This window comes from Lactobacillus delbrueckii subsp. bulgaricus (genome assembly GCF_046938665.1).
In the GTDB taxonomy this organism is placed as follows: domain Bacteria; phylum Bacillota; class Bacilli; order Lactobacillales; family Lactobacillaceae; genus Lactobacillus; species Lactobacillus delbrueckii_C.
Window position 1 is genome coordinate 237987 of record NZ_JBKZCD010000001.1, and the last position, 21372, is coordinate 259358.

At 48.9% G+C, this 21372-nt stretch carries 9 protein-coding genes; 1 reads left to right on the forward strand and 8 read right to left on the reverse strand.

Features of this window, described 5'->3' with window-relative positions; all coding sequences use genetic code 11:
* The first annotated feature begins 9 nt into the window (after positions 1 to 9).
* Positions 10 to 1302 carry an APC family permease gene (locus ACLUXO_RS01180; RefSeq protein ID WP_412135986.1) on the forward strand — a complete coding sequence of 431 codons (1293 nt, stop codon included), beginning with the start codon at positions 10 to 12 and terminating at the stop codon, positions 1300 to 1302.
* An 83-nt stretch (positions 1303 to 1385) separates the two neighbouring features.
* On the opposite strand, the gene hpt is transcribed toward ACLUXO_RS01180, so the two are convergent.
* The 8 genes from hpt to ACLUXO_RS01220 form a co-directional block, all read right to left on the reverse strand.
* A complete protein-coding gene (gene hpt, locus ACLUXO_RS01185; RefSeq protein WP_002877987.1) occupies positions 1386 to 1958 on the reverse strand; it encodes a hypoxanthine phosphoribosyltransferase in 573 nt (190 codons plus the stop codon).
* A gap of 108 nt (positions 1959 to 2066) precedes the next feature.
* A complete protein-coding gene (locus ACLUXO_RS01190) occupies positions 2067 to 3413 on the reverse strand; it encodes a hemolysin family protein (RefSeq protein ID WP_412135987.1) in 1347 nt (448 codons plus the stop codon).
* A gap of 139 nt (positions 3414 to 3552) precedes the next feature.
* On the reverse strand, positions 3553 to 4461 hold the full coding sequence (locus tag ACLUXO_RS01195) for a class C sortase (RefSeq protein WP_412135988.1): 909 nt from the start codon (positions 4459 to 4461) through the stop codon (positions 3553 to 3555).
* Positions 4462 to 4472: 11 nt separating this feature from the next.
* Entirely contained in the window at positions 4473 to 5474 is a 1002-nt protein-coding gene (locus ACLUXO_RS01200) for an MSCRAMM family protein (RefSeq protein ID WP_412135989.1), read from the reverse strand.
* A 202-nt stretch (positions 5475 to 5676) separates the two neighbouring features.
* Entirely contained in the window at positions 5677 to 7278 is a 1602-nt protein-coding gene (locus ACLUXO_RS01205; RefSeq protein WP_412135990.1) for a SpaH/EbpB family LPXTG-anchored major pilin, read from the reverse strand.
* Between the two features lie 384 nt (positions 7279 to 7662).
* Complete coding sequence (locus ACLUXO_RS01210) at positions 7663 to 11928, reverse strand: prealbumin-like fold domain-containing protein (RefSeq protein WP_412135991.1); 4266 nt, start codon at positions 11926 to 11928, stop codon at positions 7663 to 7665.
* Between the two features lie 290 nt (positions 11929 to 12218).
* Positions 12219 to 16739: a SpaA isopeptide-forming pilin-related protein gene (locus tag ACLUXO_RS01215; RefSeq protein WP_412135992.1), complete on the reverse strand. Its 4521-nt coding sequence runs from the start codon at positions 16737 to 16739 to the stop codon at positions 12219 to 12221.
* 293 nt (positions 16740 to 17032) lie between these two features.
* Positions 17033 to 21355 (reverse strand): prealbumin-like fold domain-containing protein, encoded by a 4323-nt coding sequence (locus ACLUXO_RS01220; protein WP_412135993.1) that lies wholly within the window; start codon positions 21353 to 21355, stop codon positions 17033 to 17035.
* Positions 21356 to 21372 lie beyond the last annotated feature (17 nt).

Below are 21372 nucleotides of genomic sequence, written 5' to 3' on the forward strand. Positions count from 1 at the left end.
AGGGATTTCGTGAAAAAACAGATTTCTTTTGGCCAGGCACTGGCAACTGTTATCGGCTCAGTTATCGGGGCCGGGGTCTTCTTCAAGATCGGCAGCATCTCCCAAAGCACCGGGTCAAGTTCAGCCACCATCTTGGTCTGGCTTTTAGCCGGAGTCATCTCGATCTGCTCAGGCTTGACCGTGTCAGAAATCGCGGCCGCCTTGAATGTCAACGGGGCCATTGAATACCTGGACTACAGCTATGGCAATATCTGGGGCTTTCTCTTCGGCTGGGCGGAAATGACCGTCTACTTCCCTGCCCAGATCGCGGCTTTAGCTTCGATTTTCGGCCAGCAGTTTGTGGTCCTGGCGGGCCTGCCGGCCTACTGCAGCAAGTGGATCGCCGCTGGCGTGGTCCTGTTGCTCTTTTTGATCAATATGCTGGGGACCAAAGCCTCGGCCTGGATGCAGTCGGTGATCACGGTCATCAAGCTCATCCCTCTCTTTTTGATCATCGTCTTTGCAATCATCCACCCGCAAGTTTCCGTCAGCCTCTGGCCCGTTACAGTGGATAACAGCGGCGGCTGGCTGGCCGGAATCAGCCAGGGGCTCTTGTCTGCCCTCTTTGCCTTTGAAGGCTGGATTGTGGTGACCAACCTAGCCAAGGAAATGAAGAATCCGAAAAAGGACCTGGCCCGGGCCATCATCCTTGGCCTCTCCTTAGTCACAGTCGTCTATGTCCTGGTCAACTACGCCTTTATGGCGGTTTTGCCTTTTGACAAGATCGTCGGCAATGACAATACGGCCTACTATGCTTCCCTCAAGCTCTTCGGCCAGGCCGGGGGGAAGATCGTCACGGTCGGTATTCTTCTATCGGTTTATGGGGCCTGCAACGGCTTTATGCTGACGGGGATGCGGACGCCATATATCCTTGCCCAGGCCAACCGCCTGCCCGGCTCTGAGAAATTGGCCAAGACTTCTGTCAGAAGCGGGGTTCCGGTCTTTTCCGCCCTTTTGGTCAAGGCCATCGCTTTGCTCATGATCTCCCTGGGCAACTTTGAAATCTTGACCGACATGCTGGTTTTCGTCATGTGGACCTTCACCACCCTCCTGTCAGTGGCCGTCATTTTGCTGAGAAAAAGAGAGCCGGACCTGGCCCGGCCTTTCATGACGCCGGCTTACCCGGTCATTCCCTTGATTTCCATCATCGGGGGTCTCTTCATCATCGTGATGACCGTCATCAACCAGTTCACCCTCTCCGTAATCGGCCTGGGCATCACCCTCCTGGGCCTGCCCGTCTACTACTGGAAAAAGCTTCATTAGAGCAAAAAAAAACAGACAAAATAAAAGAAAATCAAACAAAAATGGACCATCCGTCTGGATGATCCATTTTCTTTTAGGAAAAATTAGTCGTGTTCGTGCTTGCTGCTGAATTCTTCAACGACTTCTGGCTTGATGACGCCGATGTAAGGCAGGTTCCGGTAAAGACCCGCAAAGTCCATCCCGTAGCCGATGACGAATTCGTTGCCCACGTGGGTGCCGTAGTATTCAACATCTACTTCAGTCGTCCGGCGGGCCGTCTTGTTCAGCAAGACGCAGCACTTGACTGAGTTGGCGCCGCGGCTGAGCAGTTCGTCCTTCATGAACTTCAAAGTCAAACCAGTGTCCACGATGTCTTCGACGATCAAAACGTCCCGGCCGGTCACGTCAGCTTCCAGGTCATGGGTTACCGTGATCTTGCCGCTGGATTCAGTCCCGTTGCCGTAGCTGGAAACGTCGATGAAGTCAATGTCGCAAGCCAGGTCCATTTCCCGCAGGAGGTCAGTCAGGAAGAAGATAGCCCCCTTCAAGGCACCAACAACCAGGACCCGCTTGCCAGCGTAGTCCTTGGTCAATTGCTGACCAAGCCGCTTGGTCATTTCCGCGATGTCTTCTTCGCTGTACAACTTATGATCAACTGCGTCATGAATACTTTTCATTAGGTTTCCTCGATTACTAATTGCTTTCAAAATGATATATCAAGATTATACCATTATTTTAACAAAAAAGAACGGCTTTTGTCTAAAAAACGTTCCTTTTTCTGAATCTTATTCTTCTTTTTTGGCTTGATCGTTTGTCTTTGGCCCTTCAACGATGAACCAGCGCATGAAACCTTGCTGGATATCGTCCAAGGTGAAGCGGAAGCCTTCCAGTTCTATTGACTCTTCCTTCTTCAAGTCGGGATACCGTTCCATCATATAGCCGCCGATAGTGATGATATCACTGTTCTGGAAGCTCTTGAGGTTCTGGTGGAAGTAGCGCTCAAAGTCATAAAGGGTGGTCTTGCCGGAAACCCGGATATTCCCTTCGGCGTCCTTGATAATGTAGTCATCAGAAACGTCGTCGATTTCATCCTTAACTGACCCAAAGAGCTCTTCGTAAATATCCTTGTCAGTCACGATCCCGCTGGTGCCGCCGTATTCATCGACAACCAGCACGATCGGAGTGTGCTTGCTGATCATCAAGCGGAGGATGTCCTGGATGGGCATAGATTCTGGCACGGTAATGATGGTCCGGTTGACCCGGGTCACCGGTACCCGGTCATCCACCCGGCTCTGCTGAACAATGTCATAAGCGTAGACATAGCCGACCACATCATCTTTGTCATTTTCCCGCACGACCGGGAAGCGGCTGTAGCCGTCTTCCAGATACTTGTCCAGGGCAGTCTTGATGTTTTCGCTGGCATCTAAAACTGTCAGCCGGGTCCGGTCAGTCATGATGTCCTTAGCCGTCTTGTCGTTCAGCTGGAAGGCTCTTTCCATATAGGTCAAGTCTTCTTTATCCAGGGCCCCGCCATGCACCGCGTTCTTGCTCAAGCGGATGATTTCTGACTGGGAGTAGACCTGGTTTTCTTCATCGGCCGGGTTAAAGCCCAGCATCTTTAAGATGCCAGAGGAGCTGACGTTCAAAAGCCAGACAAAGGGATAAACCAGGGTATGGAAGAGCTGGAGGGGATTGACGATCCACATCAGCATTTTAACCGGAGCATCGATAGCGATATTTTTCGGCACGACTTCCGTCAAAACCACTTCCAAGTAGGTCAAGGCAATGACCCCGATCAAGGCTCCGACTGAGTTGACTAAATTTTTAGACATGGGGGTCAGGGCCAGCAGCCTTTCAAAAATGCTGGCGATGGTGTCCGCCCCGAACCAGCCCAGGATAACCCCGACCAAGGTGGTCCCAACCTGGGTGGTTGACAGGTACTCATTTAAATTATGCGACATGTGCAGGGCCCGCTTAAGTTTCTTCACGTTCCCCTGCCCGTTGGCGATCATGTCCTCCAACTGGCTGGGCCGGACTTGCACCAGGGCAAATTCCGCCGCGACAAAGAAGGAGGCAAAAACAAAGATCACAACGATTGCTAGTAAATTAATCCAGATTTGTGTTGTCGTCACTGTAATTCACCTATTACTCCAATTGAACTATTTACCTTTATTCTATCATCATTTGCGGAGTTTTTTTCACAAACTACATTAATCCCGGAAAATATTAAACGGGCTGTCCGGGAAAATCCGGACGGCCCGTTTTGCCTGCTTATTCTTGTTCTTTTTCCTTGTCTGCCTTAGCCTTCTTCTTCTTCTTCCGCTTCTTGTGCCAGATGAAGATGATGATCGCCAAGACCGGTAAAAGGATGGCGATGATGATCCAGAAGAGGCGGTTCCGGCTTCTCTCCTTAGCCTTGGCTTCGGCCTTTGGATTGTAAGGAATCCGGTGACCGGTGACCAGCAGGCGGTGGGTGTTGATCATGTAAGGAGTGCAGGTCATCAAGGTGCAGAGGTCCTTACCCTTGACAATCTTGAGCTGGTCGACCTGGGTTGGCTTGATAACCTTAATCTGGTCCACCTTATAAGCCAGGGTCTGACCCAGATTATGGACGTAGAAGACGTCCCCTTTTTTCATCCGGGGCAGGTCAGTAAAAAGGCGGGAGTTGGGCAGGCCCCGGTGGCCGGTCAAGACCGCCCGGGTGCTCTTGCCCCCAACTGGCAGGGATGACCCGGCCAGGTGGCCGATCCCCTTCTGCAGGACCGATTCGCTGGTCCCGGCATAGATCGGCAATTCCTCATGGAGTTTCGGCAGGTCGATGTAGCCGATGTTTTCCTCTAATTCCAGCATCTTGGCATAAGCTGCCACGCCTGCTTTTTTCTCTTTTTTGCTAAAGGGGTCATCAAAGCCGGCCTGCTGGCCTGGGGACAGGAGCGAGGCGTTGTAGGCCCGGGCCAAGCGGAGGCGCTTTTTGACTTCAGCATCTGACAATTTGCCTGCCGCCTTTTGGAAGGACTGGATCTTCTGGTGAGACAGCCAGAAGTTGTAGACCTGGGTCGAGAGCGGATAGGCTAGGAGGCCTAAGCCGACCAGTAAAAGCAAAATAAAGGGCCAGATCGGCCCCTTTTTCTTATTTTGCGTTTTTTGTTTATTTGCCTGCTTTTGTGCTTCTTTTTTCATTTCCGTAAATCCTATTGGTCTTTTTTCCGCCGGCTCTTGACAGCCAGGAAGAGGCCAAAGACGAGGAGGACCAGGCCGGCAAAGACAGCCAGCCAGCTAACAATTTCACCAGTCTGCGGCAGGAAGCCCTTCTTCTTTTGACTAGGAACGTTAGGCTTTTGCGGCTGAGTCGGTACCTTTGGCTGGCTTGAGCTGGAACTTGAACTGGAAGTTGAACTCGAGCTGGAGCTTGAACTCTTTGGCACAGACGGCTTTTGCGGCTGAGTCGGCACGGTCGGTTTGTAGTTCTTCACGGTCACATAGGCCGTTTCCCCGGCTTTGACGGTAAAGTGCTGCGGAGTGGAATTTTTTACATAGCCAGACAGGGTTGCCTGTTCGACAAAGTAGTAGTTGCCGGCTGGCAGGCCAGTTACCTTGATATGGCCGCTCTTGTCAGTTAAAAGGAGGCGGGAATCCCGGTCATCCGTTGACAGCTTGCCTAGGGCATCCACTCTTAAGGGAAGGCTGTTGCCTTCTTGATACAGGTAGAAACTGACTCCGGCTAAGGCTTTCCCCTTAGCTGAGTCACTGGCATATCCCAGCTTGGTCAGCTGGACCTGGCCAGTTACTGCTTCAGTCTTTAAGTAGACCGTCAGCTGGTCGCTGCCGTTTCTAGGCAAAGACAATAACAGCGGCTGGACTGTCACTCCCGGCTTGGTCAGTTCTCTGATGTAGTAGCGGCCGGGATCCAAGGAAAGCTTCAGCTGGCTCTGGCCGGCAGCCATTTTTTCCTGGAAAACGGCCTGGCTGGACTGGTCCAGCTCCTCGCTAGTCTGCTTGTTTAAGTCCGCCAGCTTGGTCTGGTCGTCAACCTTCCAGCCTTTAAAGACGAAACTAGTCGTCTGATTTGGGCTGGGGTTGACCAGGGTCAGCTCTTGGCTGGCTGCCTGGGCCCGGCCGGCCGTAAGGACCAGACCGAGCAAGACCAGCAGCCCGCTCAAAGCCAAGCGGCCGCGCCGTAAAAGAGTCGCCATAAGTAATTCTCCCTTCTCACCCTACTTTTATACTCTACACTCTGCTCTATTTTTCTTCCACAAGTTGCCGAACTTTCAGCACTAACCTTTCTAAAGCAAGCAAGCTCAGGGCCAGCTTTCCTGCTTTAGAAAAGCGGAAAGTCAAATGACTTTCCCGCTTTCAAAGTAACAAATTGTGATCAAATCAATTGAGTTTAATCAATTAGGCTTGACGACGCTTCTTGATTTCGTAGAAGGCGAAGCCTACGGCTGCCAAACCAGTCAGCGCAAAGATCAGGGCACCGATGCCACCAGTCATTGGCAGGTTTGGAGTCTTGTTGTTCAAGATTTCTACCGGGTCAGCTGCTACAGGAGTAATAACAGTTGGGTCCTTGTAGTAGGACGTCTTGTTTACAGTCACAGTAGTAGTAGCGTTGTCTGGCAGGTTGTAGCCTTCTGGGGCTTGAACTTCCTTAAGAACGTACTTAGTAGAAGCTTCGTCGTTGTTCTTGCCAGCTTCGCCGTACTTCAGGCCCTTGATTTCGAAAGTGCCGTCTTTCTTTGAAACAAGCTTAACTTGGTTGCCAACTGCTTGGTCCTTGAAGCCAGTTGAGCCGTTGGCGTCGATCATGGCTTGAGTCCACTTAACTGGAGTAGTACCGTCTGCTTCGTACAGTTCGAATACGGCGCCTTCCAGAACGTTGCTGTTAACGGCGTCCTTCTTGATGAAGCGGATACCACCAGTGTGAACTTCTGGAGTGTCTGATTCTGGCCGACCAGAAACATTGCCGCCGTTGTGGTAGTTCAAGGTAACCTTGTTGTCGATAGTCTTGCCCATTACGGCCTTTTCGTTGATAGTAGTTGCGAATTCAACTTCGATGAATGGGTTTTCGTCAGTGTTCTTGGCGATATCCTTGATTTCTTCAGCACTTGGAGTTTGGCCAGCTGCTTGGTAAGCGTCGTAGGCCTTCTTCTTACCTGCTTCAGTCAAGGTAACCTTGAAGACATTGCTGTCAGCAGTTGGTTCAGTTACCGTGTAGTCGTCGCCGGCCTTCAAAGTCTTAGTGCCGACAGTAACTACTGGAGTGAATGACTTGTCGTAAGTCAAAGCTGAATCCAAAGTATCGATGAATTCGTAAGTTTGGTAAGTGTCGATGTCGGCAGGAATAGTACCCTTCAAGAACCACTTAACTTGGTCACCGACCTTGGCTGAGTCGTCGTTAGTGCCTAGACCGCTGACGTCCTTGCCTGGAGTTGGGGTAGTAACCTTGTTCTTCGGGTAAACGTTCATGGTCTTAGCGTAACCCTTGCCGGAAATGTATGATGGAACTTCCAGCAGGAATGGTGCAGTTTCAAAGGCTGAGTCAGTCTTAGTTACTTCGACAAAGTAGTACTTGCCGTAGTCAGTTTCTGGAATAACCTTAGTTGCCAAACCAGAAGCATCGGTAGTCATCGTGCCGTTAGTTGAGTAAGCTGCTTCCAGTTCCTTAACTGACTTCTTAGCCAGGTCTGCCAGCTTGTCGCTGTCGTTAACCTTGAAGTATTCAAACTTAACGTTCGCCATTGGTTCCAGGTTGTCGCTGTCGCTAAGACCCAGCAAGTTCTTCAAGTCACTGGTTGACTTGGTGTCAAAGTCAGCGTTTTGCTTGGTCTTGCCTGACAAGTCGCTGGTGGTCTTGTACTTGTGGATGGCCACAGTTACTTCGTTAGGCTTAGTAGTTGAATAGTTGTCTTCAGCGGCGCTAACCAGGCCAGCGTTAGACAGGATAGGTGCGGCTGCCAAAGTAAAGGCAGCCAGCAAAGTTGCTAATTTTCCTCTTTTCATGGTCTTTCTCCGTCTCTTAAATTTCACACTAGTATCAGCAATCTCCGTCTTATTCCCTAAAGTCCTGTCACCTCCTAAAAGTGGCATAGCAATTGGTATAGCGCGGGCGCGTGATGGAAAATGCCCGCCAATGGCAGCTCCCGTTTTCGTGAACAAGTTGGATCAGCAATTCTGCTTACCTGCAAGTGCAGGCCGGGGGCGGTCAGCTATACCTTTTCGTGATTATTTTTTTGTAATTTATTCATATGCTCGAATCTATCATTATTGTATCATCGCCCTATAAAAAGTTCAATATAATATCATTAGTTTTTCTATACTTCTTTACTAATAGGGCAAAAAAGCGCTGCGCCTTAGAGGCACAACGCTTTCAGTCCATTTTGTACATTACTGTTTTGTAATACTGTAATTTCTTAAGCCTAAAACGGCCAGGGAGAGCATGATCAAGCCTAAGAGGACAAAGATTAGAGCACCTGGCCCACCGGTTTGCGGCAGAATTGGTTGCTTTTGGTTATAAACCGTAACCGTTGCTTGTCCAGTCTGGTAGCTGGCCTTTACCGCGTGCGGGGTCGCATCCAGCTGGTAGCCGTCCAGTGCCTTTGTTTCTACAGCATAGTAGGTCTGTCCTTCCTTCAAGCCAGTGAAGAGCAATTGCCCATTATCATCACTCTTTAAGACATAGTCCTGACCAGAAGAGTAGTTAGAATCACTTGGTGCTACAACCTTGCCGTCCACCAGACGGAGGAATTTGCCCGCCTTGGCGTTGGCTTCGCTGTCAGCCAGCTTGAATTCAACGCCAGACAGGGTCTTACCGGAAACCGCATCCTTCTTGATGATGCTTGCTGATGCATCCTGCAATACTACCCCAACTCTGACTGGTTCGACAGGCAAGAGGTTATTAGTCGTCACCGCAAAGCTGTTCCAAGCTGCCCGGCTGCTTTCAGCCGTGCTTGGGTTAAGCAGGATCTGCAGCTGGCTAGCTGTCAGATCTGTCCGCTTCGGTGCCTGCATGCTGAACTCAACCGTTGTAGTCTGGCCGGCCTTGATTGTTTGCCCGCTCTTTAAGCTAATCGTAAAGGAACGGATCTTGGACCAGTCAGTTACTTGGTCTTGCGTCAGCCAAGTTGGATTTTCAGCTCCGGATGGGTCCTGCAGCTTTTGCGCCCCAGCTGGCCAGTTGGTCACTGAGTTGTTCAAGAGCTGTCGGCTTGGCTTGCTGGAAGTTGAGTACTTGATCTCCAAGTTGGAGTTATTCAAAGTGATCGGGCTTGTTAAAACAGGTGTAAATTTACTTTCCCGGTCAACATTGTCAGTAATGCCTAAGTCCCCAACAGTTGGCAGAACATCCAGCAAAGTCAGCTTAGTAATAGCCTGGCCATCAGTGTTGCTGAACTTGAGCCGGTAGGAGATCTGCCCGCCCAGGCTGGCGTGAGCCAGGCTGGAGTAGTCACTATCCAGGTCGCCCTTGACTTCTTTTTCTGTCTTCAGCATGTCATAGTTTGACAAGCTGTAAGCCTGCTGGCTAGCAACAGCCACCTTCAAGTTCCCGTCGCCAAAGAGGTCGGCAACTTCTCTGTAGGCCTGGCCATCGCTGACATCACTGGATTTTTTGTCAGTAATCAAGCTGTAGCCAGTTGGGGCATACATTTGCCCGCTATAAGAAGCCCCATAGGCCTTCAAAGTTACAGGGCCAGAAACATCCCCAACATTGACGTTGATTTCCCCGCGCAGGTGGTAGCCAGGCAGGAGATTCCCCTGCCCTTCACCCATGACGAACTTGACATACTGCTGGCCAGTGTCAACACTGTCCTTATTCTTCAAAGTCTGCTTGTAAGTATAAACACCAGACCAGTTACCTGCTGATGTTCCCCGCTCTAAGAGGGTCTCTTGGCCAGTAGCATCATTGACCAGATACATCTTCACTTGAGTGTTGGAGCTGTCAACCGTAACCCCTTTTGGCAAGAGAACGGACATAACAGTCGGCGACTTCATGGCAATCGGTGAGTTAGTCACATTGTAGAAGTCAGCGATAATCCGGTTAGAAGCGTTCTTTTGGATGACAGTGTCTCCTTCTGGGGCATGCTGGGCAAAAGAAACGTCAGTCCGGCCGATTGGAATTGAGCTGGACTTCTTAATGACTTGAATGGACCGCGGGCCAATCGGGCTGAATTCACCTTGGTCGGTCTGCTTATTGGTAGTTGAATAGTGGACGTACTTGGTCCCGTCCTTAGTTATGATGTAGGCCTGGGTAGTTACCGTAGCCTTGCCAACATAACCTTCTTCAACGCCGCCCCGCATATAGACCGCGCCTGCAGTTTTGGTATTGATCAGCTGGCTGGTGTCTTCATATTGGATGCTGAAGTCAGCACTAACCGGGCGTTCATTGTCTTTAACACCAAAGTCTGATAGCGGAATCTGGCCGGTCTTAGTCACATACTTATTGATCGTTCTGAGAGCCCCAGTTTCTGTATTTCTGACATACAAAGTTGCCATGGTTCCTGGGGCCATCCCGCTTGGGTAGCTGGTGGAGCCTTCCGAAACATAAAGTTGCAGCCATGGGGTAGCGAATTGTAAAGTCTTGATAATGATATGCGAATCGATATCGTAGTGAACGACCGACTTTTGCAAGCCAGTGTTAAGCAAGCCATTGATAATCGAACCGTTGAAAGTGCCAGAGCTGATATTGCTTTTAGCCAATCTGCCACTGCTTCTATATTGATCAGTAGTTGCAATCCCGTCAGTCCCGGTGAAGTACTGGCTGGCAAAAAGCAGCTTGGCCGTATCATAAACAGTCGTCAAGGTATTGAGGCCCATGTTCCCTTCACCGTCTTTTGGCCCGTAGAAGTTCGGGTAAAGGACGTCACCATTTGAATTTACATTCCCGTTGATGACTTGCCCGATTTGCCCAGTCGCACTGCTGGAAACGGAAATCGTGTTATTTTGCAGATTTTTTCCAGTCAGCGTGGCCATATTGGTGATTACTTCGTTAGCATCCCATCTGGAAAATATGCTATTACCCGGCTTAGTGTAGACAATAAAGGATCCTGTCACTAGCGGCTGACCGCTGGCCAAGCTGGCCGCCTGCGCCTCAATAGATGGCGTTGGTATTTCCCAGGTAATAGTTTTTCCGTTAGTGCCAACATATGTCAAATTGCCATCTGGATCTGTAATACCGTCATAGACGCCGTCTTGCAGCAGATAGCTGATTTGCAGCTTTTGGCTTGGATCCAGGAAATTGAGCCCGGTCTTGTTTGGGATCGAGTAGCTGATTCTCCAGGCCAGAGTGTCCCCTCTGCCAGGAGCCGTGTTTAGAGCGCCATTTTTTGCACCCAAAAAGGTCGTGCTGATTGAAGCACTGGTATTTGCCGCAACCTGGGTGTAGGCACTGGACTTTACTTCGTAGCCGGTATTGTCCTTAAAACTGCCGGCAAGTTCCAAGGCGGTAGCATGATTAATGTAGCCGTTGTCGGTGTTGACCGCCAGCTTAAAGCTGTAAGACTGACCAGCCTTAAGGTCTGACTTTTGGAAAGTATAAATGACCTTGCCGTCAGAAACCGTTGGCTTAACGCCAGCAACTTCCGGCAAGACATCAGTCTTCAGCTTCAAGTGTCCGTTAGCATTACCCGTCAAATTGAAAGTCAAGGTAGCTGGCCAGCGGTCTGCTTCATCATAGCGGGAACCAGATACCTTGAAGTTGATCGTGAACAAGGCAGTATCGCCTGACCAAACCATATATCCGGCGTTATCAGACGCGATTGTCAAGTCGGCATTCGCCTTAGTCGTTACCGTTGTGCTAGCCAGCAGACTGCTGGTAAATAAGCGGGCATTAACCGCGCTGAAGGCAGACTTCGCCTGGCTTAAGTTGGTGGTCAGCTCATTAGTCGAAGCAGTAACTGATTTTTCAGAATCAGAAGAACTAGTTGCTGTCTTTGCTGAAGAAACTGAGCTGCTGGAAGTACTTACAGAGCTCTTTGAACTTTCTTTTGCTGAAGACTGTGAACTTTGCTTTTCTTCTGCAGAACTAGCTGAAGAACTGCTTACTGAAGAATCACTTACTGCAGAACTATTTGTTGAGGATGAAGAAGAGTCAGAAGATGGCATAGATGAAGATGATACTGCCTCTTCAGTATCTTTATTTTCCACTTTAACCAGCAAAGGATAGCTGGAGTATTCTTTGCTGTCTTCCTGGTATGTCGCGATCAGCTGGCCGCTGCCGACTTCCTTACCAGTCAAGGTAAACTTCAACTGGCTCTGCCCCTTGGCAAAGCGCAACAAAAGATGCCGGCCTTCTTTTTCAGAAGCGGCTACCTCAGTCACGGCCTCTTCAGCCTTGTCGACCTTTTCTTCCTTATTGACTTTGTCTGTGGCAGTTTTGTCCAAAGCTACCAAGTCCGGCAGACTGACTTTAACTTCCAGGTCAGCCTCGTTTTTTGTCCGCTTAAGCGTGAGCGTTTCCTGCCCGCTCAACTTTAGACTCAAGGGTTCATTCTTATCTTTACCAGTCAGCTCCTTGTCTTTCTGCATGAAGACAAGCTGGTCGCTGATTTCACTGGCGGCGGCTTGACCGCTTTCTGCCAGCGGAAACAGAACAAGCTGCAGAATCAATACTGCAGCCAGCAAAAGAGCTCTGGATTTCTTCATAATCCGCATCATGTTAGGTACTCCCGTTGCAATTTGATACTTTCCGCGCCATAAGGCACTTAGCAATTGCATCCTTCCATCGAGATGCCAGATCCGTTTGCCCCCTCCTATTTAAGTTCAAAGTTAAAAGTATGAGGAAAGGGCTATCTTGTTCATAATTTGATTTTTTCTAATCCATCTGAATTGTACCATCACACTATATAAAGTTCAATATAACATCATTGCTTATTCTATATCTCTTTGCCAATAGGGCAAAAAAGCGCTGCGCCTAGAGGCACAACGCTTTTAGCTATTTTCTGCTATTACTCTTTTGAAATAGACCGCTTTTTAAGACCGATGTAAGCCAGGGAAAGCATGATCAAGCCTAAGAGAACAAAGATCAGAGCACCTGGACCACCGGTTTGCGGCAGAATCGGTTGCTTTTGGTTATAAACCGTAACCGCTGCTTGTCCAGTCTGGTGGCTGGCCTTTACCGCGTGCGGAGTTGCATCCAGCTGGTAGCCGTCCAGTGCCTTTGTTTCTACGGCATAGTAGGTCTGCCCTTCCTTCAAGCCAGTAAAGAGCAATTGACCATTACTGTCACTCTTTAAGACATAGTCCCGACCAGAAGAGTAGTTAGAATCACTTGGTGCTACAACCTTACTGTCTACCAGGCGGAGGAATTTACCCGCCTTGGCGTTGGCTTCGCTGTCAGCTAGCTTGAATTCAACGCCAGACAGGGTCTTACCGGAAACTGCATCCTTCTTGATGATGCTTGCTGATGCATCCTGCAATACTACCCCAACTCTGGCTGGTTCAACAGGCAAGAGGTTATTAGTTGTTACAGCGAAGCTGTTCCAAGCTGCCCGGCTGCTTTCGGCCGTGCTTGGGTTAAGCAGGGTCTGCAGCTGGCTAGCTGTCAGATCTGTCCGCTTCGGTGCCTGCATGGTGAACTCAACCGTTGTAGTCTGGCCGGCTTTGATCGTTTGCCCGCTCTTTAAGCTAATCGTAAAGGAACGGATCTTGGACCAGTCAGTTACTTGGTCTTGCGTCAGCCAAGTTGGGCTTTCTGCTCCAGATGGATCCTGCAGCTTTTGCGCCCCAGAGGGCCAGTTGGTTACTGAGTTGTTTAAAAGCTGCCGGCTCGGCCTGCTGGAAGTTGAGTACTTGATCTCCAGGTTGGAATTGTTCAAAGTAATCGGGCCAGTCAAGACTGGGGTAAATTTGCTTTCCCGGTCAACATTGTCGGTAATGCCTAAGTCCCCAACAGTTGGCAGCACGTCCAGTAAAGTCAGCTTAGTAATGGCCTGACCATCAGTATTGCTGAACTTGAGCCGGTAGGAGATCTGCCCGCCAAGGCTGGCGTGGGCCATGCTGGAATAACTGGAGTCCAGATCACCCTTGACAAACTTCTGGATCTTGACTTGGTCATAGTCGGAGAAGCGATAAATGTTCGTGTTAGTAACGACCTGCTTGATATTGCCGTCACCCATGATGGAAGTTACTTCATTGTAAGGCTGACCATCAGAAACTTCACTTTCGCTCTTATTCTTGAGGACAGTGTAGCCCGTTGGTGCGATCAATTGACCGGTGTAGGAACCACCAAAGGCCTTTAAAGTCAAAGAGCCGGAGACATCGCCAATGTCAACATCAATTTCTCCGCGCAGGTGCCAGCCAGGCTTAAGGTTAGTTCCGTCGTTCAAAACGAACTTAACGTATCTTTGCCCGGTGTTAAATTTAGAGCCACCCTTCACGTCATAAGAGTATTCATAACTAGAACCGGCCCAGTTGCCAGTGCCCGGGCTAACCCGTGGACCATTACCAGACAAAAGCTCTTTCTCTTCACCAGTCGCGTCATTTACCAAGTAAAGTCGGAGATTAGTCTCTGATGACGGGGTTACCCCTTTAGGCAGCAAAACGGAGAAGACCGTTGGTGACTTCATGTCTGCTTGAGAGCTAGAGTCGTTGTAGAAGTTGGCGATAACGCGGTTAGGAGAATTTTTAGTCACGATCCCCTTGCCTTCTGGAGCATCTTTTTGGAAGGCAGTTTCGATTCTGGCAACCGGAAGAGTGTTTCCTGGTTTGATAACTCTCAGGGTACGTGGGCCAATATTATTGTTTGGATCGGTTGATTCACGAGTATACGTCGTCCCATCAGCCATCACAGTTGTCAATTTGTTGGTAACCACAGCATCGCCAACAAAACCTTTTTCCACAACACCACGCAACCAAACAACAGACATCGTCCGAGCATCGATTAATTCCTCTGGGTTCTCGTGCTGAATACTAAAATCGGCACTAATCAAACGCTCGTCTTCAGTTGCCCCAAAGTATGAAAGTGGCCAGTAATTTTGGTCAATATTCATGTACTTGCTCTCAAGCGTTCTGGTTGCTCCAGTTTTCATATTTTTAACTGTCAAAGTAATTAAGACACCTGGCCGAACTGAGGCAGGCTGGTCTATAACAGGTGTACCAGCATAGATTTGATATCCCGGACTTCTAAGTTGAATATTCTTAATAATAATATGTGGATCGATGTCATAGTGGACAATCTTTTTGCGTAAGCCATTATTGACTTCCGGTTCCATTATTTTATTGTTGAAGTATTCACCTTTTGTGTAATAGTTCCATTGCCATCTTTCTCTAAACCCTGTTCTTACCTTTTCTTGTACCCATCCCCCCTGAATATCTCCAACATAGTTTCCAGAGCTGTCATATTTCTTGATGATCATATCATCAGAAGCAGCAGGGTAGAAGTCAGTGTAATAGCCTATTTTGGCAGTATCATAAACCGTTGTGATCGGATTAAGTCCGAAATGGCTATCACTCTCACCATCTGATGGTCCCTCAAAGTTTGGAATCAGATATTTACCATCTGAATCCCCATTTGATCCAATTGCTACACCGAGTTCTGCTGTAGCATTTGCAGTAGCAGAGTGAGTTTCACCCTGCAAGTTTTGGACGTTAATAGTTGCCCTATTGCTTACCTTTGTGCCCTGCCAAGAACCATTCGGCTTGGTGTAGACAATAAATGATTTAGTATAAATTGGCATTTTTGGCCAAGGGGCTACTGCAGGAGCATCAAGGTTAGTCTTTTGTTCTGCAAGCGTCGGAGTTGTCAGTTCAAAAGTAGCTGTTTCACCAGAAATACTTTTTACAGAAAATGTATCATCCGCTACAATTTTAGAAACGGAACCACCACTAATCGTGTCAACAATCTGAATCTTTTTGCTTGGGTCTAAAAAGTTAAGGCCTCTGCTTCTGTTTGGAACTGATACCGAAATTCTCCAAGCTAACGTATCTTCTGCGCCCGGGGCCGTATTCGGCTTGGCACTTTCAGCAGTTAAAAAAGACTTGGTGATTGAGACATTAGTCGTTGCACTAATTTTTGCATTAGCAGTAACAGACTTTTGGTAACCAGTCGCGTCTTTGAAGCTACCAACCACATCAACTGGCGTATTGTTGTTTAGATACCCATTATCCGTCTTAACCGCCAGCTTCATAGCGTATGCCTGTCCAGCACGGAGCTCGTCCTTACTGTTGAAGGTGTATACAAGCTTGTCGTTTGTGGCAACTGGCTTGATTCCGTCAATCGTCGGCACCGTGTCAGTGTTGAAGTAGAGGTGTCCGTTGGCAGTGTCTTTAAGGCTAAAAGTCAAAGTAGCTGGCCAGCGGTTTGCCTCGTCATACTTAGAACCGGAAACCTTGAAGTTAACCGTGTAAAGTACAGTATCCCCGGAAGCAACCGCGCTTGTGCCGTTATCAGCACTCACCGTCAAGTCAACATTGGCATCGCTAGTTACCGCAGTGCTTGACGTTGCCATAGCCAGCATCCGGCTTCTAAAAGCCAGTTTTGGCACATTAACTACTGGTGAAGCCGAAGAAGCTGGTACATTGGTCTCATTTTCAGTCGACTTTTTGTCTGCACTTACGCCTGTACTAGTCAAAGCAGACTCACTAGTGCTATTTTCACTTCTTGCTTGAGTTATTTGCTTGCTGTCTTCTTTTTGGCTTGATGAAGAGCTAGAACTTGCACTAGCTTCAGAGCTACTCTGCGCACTTGCATCATTATTACTTGATGAAGATGAAGACGTAGCACTAGATGATGAACTAGCACTTGCTGAAGATGATCTTGAGCTTGCGCTAGAGCTGCTGTCTTCACTGTTTTGGCTAGAAGGTTGTTCTTGAGAAGACTTTTCAGTGGCATTTTCTGAGCTTTGTGAACTTGAGCTAGCACTGCTAAAGCTTGCCGTAGATGCATCCCCGTCAGCGCTGCTAGTAGCAGAAGTATCACCATCCTCCTTTGCTTCAGCAATCTCCACCACCGCACTAACCGGGTAGCTAATGTAGTCCTGATCGCCCTCTTTGTAGGCCGCAAGCAGCTGGCCGCTACCTTCTTTCACGCCCTTCAGCGCAAACTTGATCTCTTCTTGTCCCGCATTAAAGTGGAAGAGCAAGTAGCTAGTCTCGTTCTCTTTTTTCAACTCAACCAAACTAGCGGCATCAAGCTTCTTCAAGTCCTCGCTGCCCTTATCTAGCAGCTCTTGATTTGCCTTGATCGTATCGTCTTTTTCAAAAGCAAAAAGTTCAGGCAAAGCTACCTTAACTTTGCTCGCCTGATCCTTATTCTTCCGCTTCAAGCTTAGGACGGCAGTATCTCCGGCCTTAACCTTCAGCTTGTCCTCAACATCTTTCCCTGATAAAGGCTGATCCTTTTGATAAAAAGTCAGCTGATCAGTCACCTGATTATCTACAGCCTTTACTTGCGTAAGCGGCACTAGTAGCTGAAAGATCAGCAATAGCGCAGCCATAATGGTCTTTGGTTTTTTCATAATCCGCATCATGTTAGGTTCTCCCGTTGCAATTTGATACTTTCCGCGCCATAAGGCACTTAGCAATTGCATCCTTCCATCGAGATGCCAGATCCGTTTACCCCCCTCCTATTTAAGTTTCAAGTTAAAAGTGTGAGGAAAGGGCTATCTTGTTCATAATTTGATTTTTTTCTAATCCATCTGAATTGTACCATCACATCATAGAAAATTCAATATAATATCATTGCTTGTTCTATATTTCTTTGTCAATAGGTCAAAAAAGCGCTGCGCCTTAGAGGCACAACGCTTTTAGTCCATTTTGTACATTACTGTTTTCTAATACCATAATTCCTTAAGCCTAAAATAGCCAGGGAAAGCATGAGCAAACCTAAGAGGACAAAGATCAAAGCACCTGGACCACCGGTTTGCGGCAGAATCTGTTGCTTTTGGTTATAAACTGTAACCGTTGCTTGTCCAGTCTGGTAGCTGGCCTTGACCGCGTGCGGAGTTGCATCCAGCTGGTAGCCGTCAAGCGCCTTCGTTTCTACAGCGTAGTAGGTCTGCCCTTCCTTCAAGCCAGTAAAGAGCAATTGACCGTTGCCATCACTCTTTAAGACATAGTCCTGACCAGAAGAGTAGTTAGAATCACTTGGTGCTACAACTTTACTGTCTACCAGGCGGAGGAATTTACCCGCCTTGGCGTTGGCTTCGCTGTCAGCCAGCTTGAATTCAACGCCGGACAGGTTCTTACCAGAAACTGCATCCTTCTTGATGATGGTTGCTGATGCATCCTCAAGCACCACCCCGACTCTGGCTGGTTCGACAGGCAAGAGGTTATTAGTCGTTACCGCAAAGCTATTCCAAGCGGCCCGGCTAGTTTCAGCCGTGCTTGGGTTAAGCAGGGTCTGCAGCTGACTTGCAGTCAAGTCGGTCCGCTTTGGTGCCTGCATGGTGAACTCAACCGTTATGGCTTGACCGGCCTTAATCATTTGCCCGCTCTTCAAAGTAATCGTGAAGGACCGGATCTTGGACCAGTCAGTCACTTGGTCTTGCGTCAGCCAAGTTGGATTTTCAGCTCCGGATGGATCCTGCAGCTTTTGCGCCCCAGCTGGCCAGTTGGTTACTGAGTTGTTCAAGAGCTGCCGGCTCGGCTTGCTGGAAGTTGAGTACTTGATCTCCAGGTTGGAATTGTTCAAAGTAATCGGGCCTGTTAAAACAGGAGTAAATTTACTTTCCCGGTCAACATTGTCGGTAATGCCTAAGTCCCCAACAGTTGGCAGGACATCCAGCAAAGTCAGCTTAGTAATGGCTTGACCATCAGTGTTGCTGAACTTGAGCCGGTAGGAGATCTGCCCGCCCAGGCTGGCGTGGGCCATGCTGGAGTAGTCACTATCCAGGTCACCCTTGACTTCTTTTTCTGTCTTCAGCATGCCATAACTTGACAAGCTGTAGGACTGCTGGCTGGCGACAGCCACCTTCAAGTTCCCATCTCCAAAGAGGTCGGCAACTTCTCTGTAGGCCTGACCGTCACTGACATTGTCAGCGCCCTTGTCCTTAATCAAGGAGTAGCCCGTTGGAGCCAGCAGCTTTTGGCTGTAAGAAGCCCCGTAGGACTTCAAGGTTACAGACCCGCTAACGTCACCAACATTGACGTTGAATTCACCGCGCAGGTGGTAACCTGGCTGCAGACCACCTTGTCCTTCACCCATAACAAACTTGACGTACTGCTGACCTGTATCAACACTGTCTTTATTCTTCAAGGTCTGCTTGTAAGTATAAGCACCAGACCAGTTACCTGCTGAAGTCCCCCGCTCCAGAAGCGTCTCTTGACCAGTTCTGTCGTTAACCAGGTACATCTTGACATCGGTGTTTGCATTGTCAACCGTAACCCCTTTTGGCAAAAGAACTGACAAAATCGTTGGTGACTTCGTAGAAATTGGTGAGTTAGTCACGTTGTAGAAGTCAGCGATAACCCGGTTGGAGGCATTCTTTTGGATGACAGTTTCCCCGTCCTTAGCATGTTGGGCAAAGGAAACGTCAGTCCGGCCAATCGGCGTACTGCTTGGCTTGGCAATGACGTCAATTGTCCGTGGGCCGATTGGACTGAAGTTACCATAGACAGTCGGCTGGTTGGTCGTTGAGTAGTGGACGTACTTGGTCCCGTCCTCAGTCACCACGTAAAACTGGGTAGTTACCGTAGCTTGGCCAACAAAGCCTTCTTCGACCCCACCCCGGAGGAAAATGGCACCGGCAGATCTGGCGTCAATCAATTGGCTGCTGTCTTCGTGCTGAATACTGAAGTCAGCACTAACCAGGCGCTCGTTTGAGTTAACGCCGTAGTAAGACAGTGGCAGCTGCCCTTCCTTAGTCACGTACTTAGTAACCGCTCTGAGGCTGCCCGTTTCTGTATTTCTGACATAGAGGGTAACCAGGGTTCCTGGACCAGTTCCGGCCGGATAGTGGGAAGAGCCTTCACCAGTATACAGCTGAAGCCACGGCGTTCGGATTTCCAGGGTCTTGATAATAATGTGCGGGTCGATTTCGTAATGAACGACTGACTTCTGCAAACCAACATCGCGGAAGCTGTTAATAATTGTACTGTCGAAAGTATCTGGAGAGATGTTTTTGACAAAACGACCACTGCTATTGTACTGCTCAGTAGTAGTTGACAGGTCGGTACCAGAGAAGATTTGGTTAGCATAAAGCAAGCTGGCGGTATCATAAACCGTAGTCAACGGCTGCTTAGCCATGTTGCCGTCACCGTCTTTTGGCCCGTAGAAGTTGGGATACAGAACAGTACCGTTTGGGTTGACCGTACCAGTAATCACCTTGCCGATCTGGCCAGTTGCTTCATCCGTAACTACCAGATTGGAGCCTTGCAAGTTTTTTCCAGTCAGAGTAGCAAAATTAGTAATAGAGGCATTCTTACCCCAACTGGAAAGCCAGCGAGTGCCTGGCTTGGTGTAGACGATAAAGGATTTCTGCACCAGCGGCTGGCCATTAGCCAGGCTGGCTGCCTGTTCCGCGATAGATGGCGTTGGCAGTTCCCAGGTAACCGTATTGGTATTACTGTCAGTGCCGACATAAGTCAAATCACCATCGGAATCTGAAAAGCTATCATATACGCCTTTGCCTAATTTGTAGCTGACCTGCAGCTTTTGGGTCGGGTCCAGGAAGTTAAGCCCAGTTTTATTTGGAACTGAAAGGTTGATCCGCCAGGCCAGGACGTCTCTAGTGCCTGGAGCCGTGTTTGGTGACCCGTTTTTAGCGCCAAGGAAGGTCGTGCTGATTGAAACGCTGGTGCTGGCAGAAATCTTCTTAGTGTCACTGGCCTTTACTTCATAGCCGGTATTATCCTTAAAGTCCCCGACTAGTTCTGCTGGAGTGCCATCGTTGATGTAACCATTGTCAGTCTTGACCGCCAGCTTGAACGTATAAGTTTGGCCTGCTTTAAGGTCTGACTTTTGGAAAGTGTAGACGATCTTGCCATCAGTAACCGTTGGCTTAACCCCGGCAACTTCCGGCAAAACATCAGTCTTAAGAGCCAGGTGGCCATCAGCAGTATCCTTCAAAGAGAAAGTCAGCGTTGCCGGCCAGTGGTCCGCTTCATCATAGCGGGAACCAGAAACCTTGAAGTTAACCGTAAACAGGGCATTGCTGCCTGACCAAACCGTGCTTGGACTGGAGTCAGCCACAACAGTCAGATCACTGTTGGCCTTAGTCGTTGCCGGCGTAGTAGCCAGCTGACTGGTCGCCAGCAGCTGGGCATTAACCGCGTTGAAGATGGCTCTAGACCGGGTCAAGTTCGTAGTCAAAGTGTTGCTGGAGCTAGCAGAAGCTGCTTTTTCTGAACTAGAAGAACTAGTTTGGGCTGAGCTGACTTTTTCTGAACTAGTCGAGCTAGATTTGCTGCTTGAGCTGGTCTTTGCTGAAGAAACTGAGCTAGAAGCAGTACTTACAGAACTCTTTGAACTTTCTTCTGCCGAAGACTGTGAGCTTGAACTCTGAGTCTGTGAGCTTTGCTTTTCTTCAGAAGAAGTACTTGCTGAAGAATTACTTGCTGCTGATGATGAGGAAATAGAAGAAGTGGAAGTAGACGCAGAAGAAGATGATGATTCTTCTGTTTCTTCATTTTCCACCTTAACCAGCAAAGGATAGCTGGAGTATTCCTTGCTATCTTCCTGGTAAGTCGCGATCAGCTGGCCGCTGGCAACTTCTTTCCCAGTCAGAGTAAACTTCAGCTGGCTCTGCCCCTTGGCAAAGTGCAGCAAAAGATGCCGGCCTTCTTTTTCAGAAGCGGCAACTTCCTTGACGGCCTCCTCGGCCTTGTCAATCTTCAATTCCTTATTGGCCTTGTCCGTGGCGGTTTTATCCAAGTCCACCAGGTCTGGCAGGCTGATTTTCACCTCCAGGTCGGCCTCGTCTTTCGTCCGCTTGAGCGTGAGCGTTTCCTGCCCGCCCAGCTTCAAATTCAAGGACTCATTCTTATCTTTACCAGTCAGCTCTTTCTGCCCTTGCATGAAGACAAGCTGGTCGCTGACCTCACTGGCGGACGCCCGGCCCACCTCTGCCAGCGGAAGCAGAATAAGCTGCAGGATCAACACTGCAGCCAGCAAAAAAGCTCTGGATTTTTTCATAATCCGCATCATGTTAGGTTCTCCCGTTG

What these genes read in the sequence shown, in the direction of transcription:
- hpt (WP_002877987.1), bottom strand. Translation starts at nt 1,958, where the DNA reads ATGAAAAGTATTCATGACGCAGTTGATCATAAGTTGTACAGCGAAGAA.
- ACLUXO_RS01195 (WP_412135988.1), bottom strand. Translation starts at nt 4,461, where the DNA reads ATGAAAAAAGAAGCACAAAAGCAGGCAAATAAACAAAAAACGCAAAAT.
- ACLUXO_RS01200 (WP_412135989.1), bottom strand. Translation starts at nt 5,474, where the DNA reads ATGGCGACTCTTTTACGGCGCGGCCGCTTGGCTTTGAGCGGGCTGCTG.
- ACLUXO_RS01205 (WP_412135990.1), bottom strand. Translation starts at nt 7,278, where the DNA reads ATGAAAAGAGGAAAATTAGCAACTTTGCTGGCTGCCTTTACTTTGGCA.
- ACLUXO_RS01210 (WP_412135991.1), bottom strand. Translation starts at nt 11,928, where the DNA reads ATGATGCGGATTATGAAGAAATCCAGAGCTCTTTTGCTGGCTGCAGTA.
- ACLUXO_RS01215 (WP_412135992.1), bottom strand. Translation starts at nt 16,739, where the DNA reads ATGATGCGGATTATGAAAAAACCAAAGACCATTATGGCTGCGCTATTG.
- ACLUXO_RS01220 (WP_412135993.1), bottom strand. Translation starts at nt 21,355, where the DNA reads ATGATGCGGATTATGAAAAAATCCAGAGCTTTTTTGCTGGCTGCAGTG.